Origin of the sequence: Corynebacterium sp. KPL2825 (genome assembly GCF_037908445.1) — a bacterium.
GTDB classification, from domain to species: Bacteria; Actinomycetota; Actinomycetes; order Mycobacteriales; family Mycobacteriaceae; genus Corynebacterium; species Corynebacterium kefirresidentii.
The window spans coordinates 20624-33438 of the sequence record NZ_JBBMGI010000012.1; the positions used below are offsets into that span (position 1 = coordinate 20624).

At 59.0% G+C, this 12815-nt stretch carries 9 protein-coding genes; 3 read left to right on the top strand and 6 right to left on the bottom strand.

Features of this window, described 5'->3' with window-relative positions; genetic code table 11:
• Nucleotides 1-52: 52 nt before the first annotated feature.
• Nucleotides 53-3745 (top strand): acyltransferase family protein, encoded by a 3693-nt coding sequence (locus WMQ00_RS09785; protein WP_200287914.1) that lies wholly within the window; start codon nucleotides 53-55, stop codon nucleotides 3743-3745.
• A gap of 184 nt (nucleotides 3746-3929) precedes the next feature.
• On the opposite strand, the gene WMQ00_RS09790 is transcribed toward WMQ00_RS09785, so the two are convergent.
• Nucleotides 3930-4253, bottom strand: coding sequence for a putative quinol monooxygenase (locus WMQ00_RS09790; RefSeq protein WP_023021947.1), 324 nt, complete (start codon nucleotides 4251-4253; stop codon nucleotides 3930-3932).
• Between the two features lie 86 nt (nucleotides 4254-4339).
• Nucleotides 4340-4930 carry a hypothetical protein gene (locus WMQ00_RS09795; RefSeq protein WP_200287916.1) on the bottom strand — a complete coding sequence of 197 codons (591 nt, stop codon included), beginning with the start codon at nucleotides 4928-4930 and terminating at the stop codon, nucleotides 4340-4342.
• 167 nt (nucleotides 4931-5097) lie between these two features.
• Here WMQ00_RS09795 and WMQ00_RS09800 point away from each other — a divergent pair, with 167 nt between their 5' ends.
• Nucleotides 5098-6012, top strand: coding sequence for an AEC family transporter (locus WMQ00_RS09800; protein WP_239207990.1), 915 nt, complete (start codon nucleotides 5098-5100; stop codon nucleotides 6010-6012).
• A 4-nt stretch (nucleotides 6013-6016) separates the two neighbouring features.
• Here WMQ00_RS09800 and WMQ00_RS09805 read toward each other — a convergent pair whose 3' ends face one another.
• The gene (locus WMQ00_RS09805; protein WP_239207989.1) at nucleotides 6017-7750 is read right to left on the bottom strand and encodes an alpha/beta-hydrolase family protein; all 1734 of its coding nucleotides are present in this window, start codon (nucleotides 7748-7750) and stop codon (nucleotides 6017-6019) included.
• A complete protein-coding gene (locus WMQ00_RS09810; RefSeq protein ID WP_316359880.1) occupies nucleotides 7717-9525 on the bottom strand; it encodes an ABC-F family ATP-binding cassette domain-containing protein in 1809 nt (602 codons plus the stop codon). Before WMQ00_RS09810 ends, WMQ00_RS09805 begins: the two co-directional genes overlap by 34 nt.
• A gap of 92 nt (nucleotides 9526-9617) precedes the next feature.
• Between WMQ00_RS09810 and WMQ00_RS09815 the strand changes: the two genes are divergently transcribed.
• The gene (locus tag WMQ00_RS09815; protein WP_248099115.1) at nucleotides 9618-10961 is read left to right on the top strand and encodes a hypothetical protein; all 1344 of its coding nucleotides are present in this window, start codon (nucleotides 9618-9620) and stop codon (nucleotides 10959-10961) included.
• On the opposite strand, the gene WMQ00_RS09820 is transcribed toward WMQ00_RS09815, so the two are convergent.
• Together WMQ00_RS09820 and rsmA are read right to left on the bottom strand one after the other, a co-directional pair.
• Nucleotides 10962-11942, bottom strand: a complete 981-nt coding sequence (locus WMQ00_RS09820) for a 4-(cytidine 5'-diphospho)-2-C-methyl-D-erythritol kinase (protein ID WP_239207986.1) — start codon at nucleotides 11940-11942, stop codon at nucleotides 10962-10964.
• A complete protein-coding gene (gene rsmA / locus WMQ00_RS09825) occupies nucleotides 11942-12802 on the bottom strand; it encodes a 16S rRNA (adenine(1518)-N(6)/adenine(1519)-N(6))-dimethyltransferase RsmA (RefSeq protein ID WP_239207985.1) in 861 nt (286 codons plus the stop codon). Before rsmA ends, WMQ00_RS09820 begins: the two co-directional genes overlap by 1 nt.
• Between the last annotated feature and the right edge of the window lie 13 nt (nucleotides 12803-12815).

Consider the following 12815-nt stretch of genomic DNA (forward strand, 5'->3'; position numbering starts at 1 on the left):
GCAGGCTAAAATAGTCCGTTTAGAAAATATACGTAGTGCTTTGGGAGTTTTTGTGAAGCAGATTTTGCGCTCACTGCTGGGCAAGAAGAAACCTGGGCGTTCAGATGAACCACGCCCATCGGTCTATCAGGCAGTAAAGCCCAAAGCTGGCTCCACCAGTACATCTCGCCCTTCTGAGAACAAGGCCTCCGCGCCCCAAAAATCAGACAACACCGAGTCCACCACCGGTGCAAAGCCCACGACGCCGCAAGGCAAGTCCAAGGACCAAGCCAAGGAGAAGCCTACAAAGGCCCCCGAGGCCAAACCCGCGGCTGAGGGCACCCCCCGCCCCAGCACCGCGAAACCGCACGCTTCTCAGACCAATTCCGCTCAACCGCAACAGGTTAAGCGGTCCGCGCAGACACCTGCAGCCAAGGAGCCAAAGGCCAAGCCTGCCACTCAAAAGTCTGCGCCTAAGCCTGCCGGCGCCAAGCAAGACGCGCCAGGGGTTTCTCCTAAAGCAGCTACAAAGAAGCAGGCAGAATCGCGCGCGCCGGAAAAGAAGCCACAGCGCAACGCACATGAGCCGGTTCAGCGTCCACGCCGCGGTGCGAATTTTAGTACCCCGCCTACCCAGGCCGCCTCAAAAGACGACTCTGCCCGTGGTGCTTCCCCTAAACCTGCCGCAAAGCCTTCTCGGCAAGAGACCGGAAGGCCCTCACAGCAGGCTCGGCCTGCCACGCAAAAGCCAGCGCAGCCTCCCAAGCCATCCACTCCGCCTAGCGCAAAAAAGGCTTCCCAGAAAGCGGCGGCACCGCGCTCGTCCGCAACTGAAGCAAAGACGGTTTCTAAACCGGCCGCACAACAAAAATCCCATCCGCAACAGCCCAAGCCTGCCACCACCAAACCGTCCCCAAGTAAACAGCAAACGCACAAGCCAGGCCCACAGAAACGCGTACAGACACACCCGACAAAGGAACAGTCCAAGCCACAGCCATCATCACCTAAGAAGAAGGCTCAGCCTTCTAATCGTTCCCAGCCATCTCAAGGCAAAAGTTCATCGCGCACGCCTACGGCACCACAGCAGAAGTCTGCCCCAGCAGCATCATCGAACGCCCCAGCGCCGAAGAAGGGCACCACTGCCCCAAAGCCACAGGAAAACACCCCAAAGGGCGCAGCGAACGCTCCCCAAAAGCAAACTAAGCCGGCTCAGAATAAATCCGCCGCCAAGGAGGAGAAGGCAGCGCCAGCAAAGCCTCAGCAAGGCAGCCCTTCACAAACCAACCTCCACAAGCAGCAGCCGCAGGGACAGCAGCCACGGCCCAAGGAGTCTATGCCACAGGGCAAGGCCAAGAAGGCTACAAAGCTGCGTCCACAGGTAAAGCCAAACGATATCAGCCGCGGATTGGCCCGAAAGTCACAACAGGTAGGCACTCCCACCCCGGCTCAGCAAAATCCAGCACGCGCTGCCCAGAAGTCAAAGGATAAGCAACAGCCTGAACAGCCTCAGCCGAAGCAGGTAAAGCCCCAAGCTGCTTCTAAGGGAGCATCTGCCAAGGCAGGCAAGTCCGCGGCTGAGGGTGCCATCGCGGGGTCGGGTGCGGTAGCCGCTACCGCCGCAGAGAAGAAGCGCGAAAACGCGCAGTCGCCCCAGTCACAGCAACCAGCGTCCGATAAGAAAAAGGCCCAAGCTGTGGCGACGCAGGCACCAGCGGCTGCGAATAAACCTGCACCTCAGAAGGCTCCGGCTGGGCAGTCAGAAGGCAAGTCCAAATATCCGCTTCAAAAACAGACCAAGGACCCTGAGGCGCTGGCGACACCGCCGGAGAGCAAGGTAGTCAAGAAGAAGCGCCATGCCCGCCTCCGCCAGGTCAAGGGGCTTGACGGACTGCGCGGCCTCGCGGTCATTGCCGTGGTGCTCTATCACTTCTTCCCTGCCCTCCTTCCCGGAGGTTACTTGGGCGTTGACCTCTTTTTCGTCCTTTCCGGATTCCTCATCACCTCGTTGCTGGTGCGTGAATTCCGTACCTCCGGCAGGATTAGCTTGAAGGACTTCTGGGTGCGACGATTCCGGCGTATCCTCCCAGCCGCAGTATCAGTTCTCGTCATGTGCACCGCACTGGTGGCATGGATCGGCGGGGACTTAGCGGTGGGCTTGCGCCAACAGTTCTTGGGCACTTTGTTCTTTGTCAATAACTGGACACAGATTGCGACCTCCCAGTCCTACTTCGCGGACAATGAGATTCAGGTCTTTGCCCACTATTGGTCGCTGGCCGTGGAAGAGCAGTTCTATGTAATTTGGCCGCTCCTTATCACGGGCATTTTCCTCATTTCTCGCCATAAGCCGCGCCGACTTCCTATCCTCGTGTCCACGCTTTTAGCCCTCGGATCCGCCGTGGCCATGGCGCTTATCTTCGTGCCCGGTGAGGACCCGACGCGTGTCTACTACGGCACAGACACCCACGCTTTTGGCCTGCTCACTGGCGCCGTGCTGTCTCTCCTGATGACTTCTACCCAATCGAATCCACAGGCCGATTCTTGGGCCGCGGCGGGCAAGGCTGAATCCCGCATCGCTGGAGTCATCGGCACTTTGGCTCTCATCGGCTACGGTGCGCAGCTATTCCTCATGCCGGATGACGCGGAGTTCACCTACCGCGGTGGGCTCTTCCTCACCAGCGTGCTCGGTGTCCTTATGGTGTGGGGCGTGGTCCGCGAATACGGTCCTATGACCCCGCTATTTAGGACCAAGGTCATGCGCTGGTTTGGTCAGCGGTCCTTTTCGCTATATCTCTGGCATTGGCCGGTCATCATGATGCTCAAGGCGCTTTTCGAGGGCAACCAGAATTCCGATAAATCGTGGATTCTGGGCCTGGTGGCCGTACCTATTTCGCTGCTACTGTCCGAGATTTCCTACCAGTTCATTGAGAATCCTTTCCGCCGCGGCGGCTATAAGAAGACATGGAACACCTACTGGTCGTCCCGCCCAGGTTTTAGCGAATTGCGCGACGGATTTGGCAAAACCATGTGGCCGGTAGTCCCGTTCCTCGTCATCGCCTCGGTGGCCGGGGTAGTCTACGGCGTAATTAACTCCAGCGATAAGACCGAGTTGGAGCAGCAATTAGAGCAGCTTCAGCAGCAGAACCAGAGCAGCAACAATGCTCCGGCTCAACCTAATGATGCTGCCCCGCAGCCGCCTGTCGCGGGCGACGCCGACAAGGATGACTCGAAGAATACGAAGACCCGCCCCATGCCGCAGGGCAAGGACATTACCGCCATCGGTGACTCAGTGATGCTGGCTTCTAGCGGCGCCCTCAAACAACGCTTCCCGCAGATTTACGTCGACGCAGACGTATCCCGCCACTACACTGCAGGCATTCAGATTCTGCAGCAGCTCAAGGATTCCGGAAAGCTGCGCGATACCGTCTTCCTCGGGTTCGGTACCAATGGCCCTGCCTTCCCGGATCAGATCAAGGAAGCTCTCGATATCATCGGCAAAGACCGCACCGTTGTCATGGCTGTACCCTATGGTGACCGTGAATGGATGTCCCAGTCCCAGCAGGATGTCCTCGACGCAGCCAAAGAATACGACAATGTATACGTCGCTGACTGGTGCGGACACGCTCAGAGCGACCCCGCAATCCTCTATTCCGATGGTGTTCACCCAATGCCAGAGCGCACCGGCGAGTACTCGGACGCATTCTACGATGCTCTGCAGCAGTACTCGAAATACGACAAGACCGTGTCCTCGCAGTGCGTGCCGCAGTAAGGCAAAGGCAATATGGGGAGGTAACGGCGTCGGCAAGCGCCTAGCCCCTCCCCCGCCCTTCGCGCTCACGGAGGGCTCGTGCTCCACGGATAGCAACGACCACAGTGAGCGCGAAGGGTAGTGAGCTAAAGGAAAAGGCTCGTCTTCTACCACGTGGTAGAGGACGAGCCTTTTCTCTTTAGGATTAGTCGACGGAAAATTCGCCCATCTTGTCCCAGCCGGTGCGGCCGTCAATATGGACGTTAATGATGTCTGGGGTTTCCACGAGGTACTTCGGGAACTCCTCGGTCGAGCGCTGGAAGTGCTCGCTCTGGACGTGCTCGACATCCTTGCCGTCGGCGTAGGACTCCAGAAGCAAGAAACGCTGACGATCTTCTGGATCGCGGAACCACTTGAAGTCGATGCAGCCCGGCTCTGCATTGCAGGCCTCGGTGTACCAGTTGATTTCATCGAGGAAGGTCTCTGCGTATTCGGGCTTGACGTGGAACTGTACGTTGATCAAAATCATGCCCCGATTCTACCGGCGCCGTGCGGCTTCGTCATCGTTGCAGATGAATGCTAAGAACGCGGCGGAATCGAGGCTTGGGGAAAAGTTTAGTTGAGGAAGAACTCCGCAACATAGATGTAGGTCCCGTCGTAGGCGGTTGCCACGCCAAAGCCGTGCTGGGGAGCAGCGTTGACCGGGACATCGCGGTTGAACCAGTTCAGGCGATCTTGCGCCTGCTGTTCGCTAAGGCGACGAACTGTGCCCTGGCCCTCGTCCTTGTGATTCAAACCGTGAGCAATGCCGCCCTTGTACTCAAGCTTGCCGGCAGCACCTTGATTGGCCCATTCCTGGGCGATAGCCGCTGCACGCGCATCTTTATGGTGCCCAGCCTTTTCGAGGTGGGCGGTGGTGGCGGCGCCTAGCTGGCCGGCAACCTTGGGCGCCTGGCCCACCGGTTTGGCGAGGAATTCTGGCAGCGGGATATTGTACTTCTCAGCCAGCTCATAGGCCTGCGGCGGCAGGGTGAGGCGGAAATCTTCTAAAGCGGCGAAAGGATCAGAAGAAAGCTGCTGAGCCTGCGAAGAAGCCTGCTGGATCTGTGGCGGCAAGGCCGGCTGAGCAGAGGCCACGGTGGAAGTACCGGTGACGACAAGAGCGGTGGATACGGTGGCTACGATTGCGCGGTGAGAAAGCTTCATGCCCTCCACCGTGCCATAAAGCACAAGCAGTGTGGAAGGCGTTTCCGTGGTGCTCAGGCATTTCGATACAACTTTGTTATGGTCCCCCGTGTCTTATGACCGACAGAGATAATGGGACAATTGCCCACAGCGAATTTTTCTTTAGTACTGCGAAAGGTTGTTGACTGTTGCTGGACGTATTGACCGGTTTTGCAATCATTTTCGTAGTCATCGGTGTGGGATTTGTGCTGGCGCACAGGGGCGTTATTGGCAAAGGCGAGGCACGATTGCAATTCAATCGAACGGCCTTTTGGGCGGCCACGCCGGCACTCATTTTCTCCAGCGTGGCTAAATCCGATACCTCTGCCTTCGTGTCCCCAGTGGTGGCTGTTATAGCTGCTGCATCCATCGCCACCATTGCGTTGTATTGGCTGTGTAGCCAGCTATTCTTTTCCCGCAGCGGTGCCGAAACCATGGCCGGTGCCGCAGCGGCAAGCTATTACAACTCAGTCAATATCGGTCTGCCCATCGCTACCTATGTCATTGGTGATGCCACGTATGCTATCCCGGCCTTAGTTCTGCAAATGGCGGTGCTTTCTCCGTTTATCATCGCGGGGCTCAATGCGCAGGGTACAAGCCTGCAATCTATATGGCGCTCCGTAGTCTCAGGGGTTACCGCGCCCGTAGTGTTGGCAGCGGTGGCGGGATTCATAGTCTCCGCGGCAAGGTGGCAGGTACCGGAAGTAATAATGAAGCCACTGGAGATTCTGGGCGGCGCCTCTATCCCCATGATTCTCATGAGCTTTGGTGCCTCTTTAAAGGGCGACGCGCTGCTGGAGGAAGACCGCCTGCCCACCATTACCGCGACGGTATTGAAGTTGGTGGGAATGCCCGCTATCGCGCTGGCCGTTGGTGCAGCGCTAGGTCTTGACGGCGCGGAGTTGTATGCTGCGTTAATTCTGGCTGCCTTGCCCACGGCACAGAACGTGTACAACTATGCCGCCACCTATGAGGTAGGAGAAACCGTAGCCCGGGATACGGTTTTTCTCACGACCTTCCTCTCGCTGCCGGCGATGTTGGCGATCGCGGCCCTGTTTGGCTAAACACCTAGTAAACGCCGACGTCGAGCGCGGCGAATTCGTGCTGTAGCTCATCGGGGTCGATGGCTCCTGCCACGTCTGGACCTGCGATGGCGGCAAAGCCATCAAGTACCGATGCTCCATAGTTGTGACCGTGCCCATCGGAAACGTCTTTTGCACCGGGCAGATCGGCCGCCACTTGGAGAGAGGAGATGATGGGCATCCATCGCATCACGCGCTCGGCAGAATACGGCGTCCGTTCGCGCATCCAATCCGGCTCTTTGAAAGCCATCTGTGGAGACCACCAGGCCACTGGGTCCGAGGGATGTTGGATATAGAGCATGCGGGTGCGTCCCCACTCTTCTTCCGGCACCGGTCCCCACTGGCGTACCTGCGCGTCATCGTTAGCAAAACGCACCACGAGGCCCCCGGCGTATTCGGGGGAAATTTCGGAGGATCCGGGATCACGCCTTTCCACAAATTGCGTGCGCAGGCGATTGAAGTGCGGCGGGCCGGTAAGGAGGATTCCGTCCACAGAATTGGCAATATCACGCACTCCAGAAAACGCTGCTTCGATGCCCGTAGTACCCAAGGATTCGCCGTATAAGTAGAGCTTCGGGCGCTTGCGTTCTGGCAGACCGTTCCACCAGTCCACGATGGGGTTGATGAACTCTTCCCCGGCGCGCTCTACCTGGCCACCGCCCGATAGGAAGTGCAGGGCGGAAGGCATAGCGGAGTATTGGGCAGCCGCAATGGCGGTATCGCCACCGTAGAGTAGTTCGAAGGCTTGAGCAGAATAGGAAGACACCCAGCCCGTACCGGTGGTCATAATGAGAAGCAGGGCTTTGCGGTCTTGGGCGTGGGTGCGCTCGAGTTCGTCGATGAGCAGCTGCGCTCGCTCCTCATTCGAGTCACGATTGCCCAATCCGGCATAGGCGCGGATGGGTTCCTTGGCAGGCTTTCCGCTTACCTTCTCCAATTCCGCGCGGTGCGCACCGGAAGAAAGGAAACGCGAGCCCTGCAGGCCCACGCCGTTCCAGTCCACACGGGACTGCGGGGAACCACTGCGCTCTGCGGACATAGGCCGCTTCATGGCGGGATCGGGGTCGGCGTTTTGAGCGGTAAAGATCCTCTCGCCCACGCCAACGATGGCGCCAGGGATGAGGTTTTCCACGGTATACGTGCCCACTAGGGCAACGATGAGCACCGCACCCACGACGCGGTAGGCGGCGCGAAAGCGGTGGGGAAAGTGGCTGGAGAGCCAACGCACGCAAAAGCGCAGCACGCGCAGAATAAAAAGGAAAGCAGTGAATACTGCAAGAGCGAGCGGAACCACAAGAAGATAGCTGGCAATGGTCGGCGCTGGGGCGGCTAGGGCATCTGCAAGTTGACGCTGCCAGCGCACGGCGAAGACCGCAAAGCCCACCATCCACAGCACAAAAACTCCGGTGGCGATGCGAGAAGCAAGGCGGTAGCGCCGGGGCGGCCACGTGGTGGCATCGAGCCAGGAATACCGTGGTGCCGCATAACGCACTACGAGGCGGTACCACACGTGTTTGAGGGCAACACCCAGCGTATAACCAAGTCCTGCGGCAATGCCGGAGACCAGCCCTTGGTAGAGCCAGTCACGCGGCAGGAGGGATGGGGTAAGGCCTAGGGTAAAAAGCGCCGCAGCGCCGATAATGCCCCACAGGTCAAGGTGGCCGACGATATCGGCGATGCGGGCTTCTACCCTTCGAGCTTCTCCCCCAACTCTAGCCATTCCATCTCCAGTTCCTCGTAGGCGCTACGGTTGTCCTTTAGTTCTCCGTCTAGCTCGGTCAAGGCTTGAGTGTCGACCTTTTCCGCGGCAGTCGCCATCTTCTCATTAATCTGCGCGGCCGCCTTCTCGAGCTTGTGCATCTTGCGCTCCAGCGCGTTCATTTTCTTTGTGATTTCACGTTCTTGCTGGGAAGAGAGCTTCTTTTCCGGCTTAGGAGCAGAGCTGTCTGGCTTCCTTTCGCCCAAGTTGAGCACGCCGGAGTTGTGTTGCGCCTCAAGTGCGGCGCGCTTGCGCAGGTACTCATCGATGCCGCCGGGAAGGTTGGTGAGTTTGCCATCACCAAAGAGCGCATAGGTATTGTCCGCGATGCGCTCAATGAGGTAGCGATCGTGCGAGATAACCACCATCGTGCCCGGCCAAGAGTCAAGGAGAGACTCCAGTTCCTGTAGGGTATCGATGTCGAGGTCGTTGGTGGGCTCATCGAGCAACAGCACATTGGGCTCGGCCATCAGTACGCGGGTGAGCTGCAAGCGGCGGCGCTCGCCGCCGGAGAGATCCCCCACCGGGGTGCGCTGGCGCTTGGCGGAAAACCCTAGGCGCTCAGCAAGTTGGGAGGCAGAAAGTTCCTTTTTGCCGAGCTGGACATAGGTGGCAACGTCCTCGACGGCGTCGATAAGCCGACGCTGCGGATCCAAGTCATCGAGCTCTTGGCGCAACCAGCCAAGGCGCACGGTTTGGCCCTCGATGCGCTTGCCGGCCGCCAGCTCGTATTCGCCGGCCAGGGTGCGCAGCAGCGTGGTCTTACCGGAGCCATTGACGCCTACCAAACCAATGCGCTCGCCGGGGGCTAGGCGCCAGGTAAGGTGATCCGCCAAGGTGCGACCGTCTGGGGACTTCACGGTGGCATCCTCAAGCTCGATGACCACGCGACCTTGGCGCTGCTTAGAAAAGGCCATGAGCTCGACCTTATTGCGCGGCTCCGGCACGTCTGCGATGAGCGCCTCGGCAGCTTCAATCCGGTAGCGCGGCTTGGACGTGCGGGCAGGCGCGCCACGACGCAACCATGCCAGCTCTTTGCGGGCGAGGTTCTTGCGTCGCTGTTCCATGGCATCGGCCTGGCGGGCGCGCTCGGCGCGGGCGAAGGTCCAATCGTTGTAGCCGCCCTCGTAGGTATCAACCACGCCATCGTGGACTTCCCAGGTCCACGTGGCTACGGTGTCGAGGAACCAGCGATCGTGGGTGACCACGACTACGGCCAAGTTGCGCTTAAGGAGGTGATCTGCGAGCCACTGCACTCCCTCCACGTCAAGGTGGTTGGTGGGCTCATCGAGCACCACGAGATCCAAGTCCTGTACCAGCGCGGCGGCTAGGTTCACGCGGCGGCGCTCGCCACCGGAGAGTGAGCCAACTGGGGTATCCAATCCCAAATCCACAATGCCCAGGCCGCCCAAGACATCGCGCACCTTGGCATTGGATGCCCACTCATAGGTTTCCAGTTCGAGGGGTTCGATAATGACTTGGGCGATGGTCAGTTCATCGGGTAGATCGAAGCGCTGGGTGACCACGGCCATGCGTAGATCAGAGGTATGGGATACGCGGCCGGCATCGGGTGGTTCGATGCCGGTAAGTACCTCCAGCAAGGTGGTTTTGCCACCGCCATTAACGCCGACGATGCCGATGCGATCGCCGCTTTGCACACCTAGGGACACCCCGTCTAAAAGGGTTTTTAATCCATAAGTTTTGCTGACTTGCTCGAGGTTAATCAGGTTTGCCATAACGAGTGTCCATCTTAATACCTCCCTGCCTGTACCCCCGCATTTCTGCAACCTATTGCTATTGATTTTCAAGTCCAATACTCTGCCAATGTATGAAACGCTACACACTTTCTCTCTGCGCCGTGCTTTCCACTGCGGCGATAGCCATCGCTTCCTGCTCTGCCCCCACCGAGGAAGAAAAGGACTCACTGCACTCCCACGACCACGCACATAGCGAAGCCGAGCATGCCCATGAACACGACCATGACCATGACCACGAGCACGGCCATGACCACGCCGGACACTCACACGAAGGCTTTGAAGCCGAAGAGGGAGAAACCGAGGTAGCCCAGCTGCCCACCCGCATCGTTATCTCCCATGCGGATGGTCTAACCGCCTATGACGCCAAAACGGGCAAAGTAATCGGCGAGGACAAGATGAATGCCTTCCTTCGTCTCAGCGATGCCGGCGATAATCGCCACGTCATGGTCACTAAGGGCGATAGCTTCCTCACCTACGACACTGGGCGCATCACCAAGGGCCATGGCGATCACAACCACTACTACACCGCTGAGCCCGCGCTTGGCGACGCCCCCATTAAGGCACCGCATGCCGGCCACGTGGTCCACCACGATGGCTTTACCGCACTATTTTCCGATGGTGATGGCGTGGCAAAGATTTATAAGACCGAAGACATTGGCAAAAAGGACGCCCAGCCAGTCAATACCGTTGACACCGGGGCCGCACACCACGGCGTGGCCGTACCGCTGAAGGATGGCTCGGTGGTCATCACTAAGGGCACCGAGGACGAGCGCCACACCATCCAGCATCTGGATAAGGAGGGCAAAGTTCTTACTGAGACCACCAAATGCCCTGGTGTCCACGGCGAGGCTGCCGCTGGAAACGGCAATATTTTCTTTGGCTGCGAAGACGGCCCGGTGGTCTTTGATGGCAAGGAGTTCCACAAGGTAGACGCCTCTGCTTATGCCGGTGCAGGCGGCTACCAGCGCTCTGGCAATGCCGCCGGTTCGGAGGAATCCGATGTCATCCTGGCCGATAATAAGACCGACAAAGACGCAGAGCTCGAACGCCCTACCTCCGTAACCTTGGTAGATACCAAGGATTTTTCGGCCAAGAAGGTAGACCTCGATGCTTCTTATTGGTTCCGCTCCCTAGCCCGCGGCCCGCTGGGCGAGGCACTTGTGCTGACCACCGACGGCAAACTCAACGTCATCGACCCAGATTCCGGTGAAATCACCAAGCAGATTGATGCCATCTCCCGGTGGAAGGAAAACAAGGAATGGCAGCAACCAGGACCTATCCTTCAGGCTGCCGATGGCTATGCCTTTATCACTGACGCCCAGAAGAAGCAGCTCGTAGTCATTGACCTCCTGCAGGAAAAGGAAGTCAACCGCTTCGACCTCGACATCGAGCCCACCGAAATGACGGTGCTCTAGCTACAGCACCACGGCGCCGCTAGCTGGCCCCTGGGTAGCCACTCCCTTGGTTCCGGGAATCTCCACCGTCACTTGGGACACTACTTCCTGAGCTTCTTCTGCCCCAGCGCAAAGGAAGGCACAGGTCGGACCACTGCCGGAGACAATCCCTGCTAGGGCTCCGGCGGCCACACCGGCCTCCAAGGTCTTGCGCAGGTCTGGGCGCAACGACAGCGCTGCCGGCTGCAAATCGTTATGCAAGTGCTGCGCCACTCGGTGCGGATCGCCCGAGATGAGCGCCTGCGATACCGCTGCGGTGTCCAGGTGTGGCTCACCGCCGCGGCCCTTTTCCCGCATCTCATCGAGCTTATGAAAGACCTGCGGGGTAGAAAGCCCACGGTCCGAGGCGATGAGCGCCCAATCGTAGGTACCGCGCGTCATCATCGGGGTCAGCTGCTCGCCGCGCCCCGTGCCGAGCGCGGTGCCTCCCAGCAAGGTGAAGGGAACATCCGAGCCCAATGCCGCGCCCAGCGCGTCTAGGATTGGCTCCCCCACCGAATCGATGCCGTAATAGCCGCCATAGCAGCGCTCGGCCAATCGCAGCGCGGCCGCCGCATCCGCCGAACCACCTGCCATGCCACCGGCGGTAGGAATGGCTTTGTGGATTTCCAGCGCTACCTCCGGCAGCGCCTTCGGCCCATGGGTGCTGTACAGGTACTGCATGATACGGTTTACCGCGGTCCACGCTAGGTTCGTATAGTCTTCTGGCACGCCCTGCGCGTGAGGGCCTGTAACCTTCAGGCCCTGAATGCGTGGCTTATCTACCTCGGGGTTCCCCAAGTCAGTCAGCGTTACTGTGTCATGTAGCTCTAAGGACTGAAAAACACTGGCAAGCTCATGAAACCCATCCTCTCGCGGTTCCTCCACTCCCAGGTGAATATTGACCTTGGAGTGAGCCCGCGCCGTGTAGACGAATGGTTCGTTATCGATGGGGGCGGTCATTAGATTCCTGCCAATCGTACGAAGTCCTCCACGGCGAGCTTTTCGCCGCGTTGCTTCGGATCGATGTCCGCAGCTCGCAATGCTTCCTCGGCGGCTGCTCCCGAACCAAAGTGACCCGACAATGCCGCACGCAGGGTCTTGCGGCGTTGGGCAAAGGCGGCGTCGATAACCGGCCAGACCTTAGCACGCGACTCGTCAGTGACGGGCCACGGAGCAGAGTCGAAGACGTCAATACGCACCAACCCAGACTCAATATTGGGCGCAGGCCAAAAGACGTTCTTACCAATAGTGCCCGCCTTGGAGACCTTGCCATAAAATCCCGCTTTGACCGAAGGCACGCCGTACACCTTGCTGCCCGGCTGCGCAGCTAGGCGGTCCGCCACCTCTAGCTGGACCATAACCAGCACGCGACAAATGGAAGGAAAAGTCTCCAATAGGTGCAGCAGCACCGGGACGGCCACGTTATACGGCAAGTTGGCTACCAGAGCGGTCGGCTCAGTGACGTCAGCTTCTGTTACCCGCAGTGCGTCCTTTTCCACCACCTGAAGACGCTGGGCATATTCCGGGGCGCGCTCAGCCACGGTATCGGGCAGCTGTGCAGCCAGGCGCGAGTCGATTTCTACCGCGGTAACTTTTTCCACAGCCTCTACCAGGCCGAGGGTTAGCGAGCCCAAGCCCGGCCCCACCTCGAGGACGCGGTCTGCGGGATCCAACTCGGCCGCAGCGACGATGCGCCGAATGGTATTCGGATCATGCAGAAAGTTCTGCCCTAGCTTCTTCGTGGGCACAATGTTGAGCTTCTCCGCGAGGGCGCGGATCTCTACGGGGCCCAAAAGCGCGGCGCCGGTGGAATCAGTCATGCCTTCTAACTTA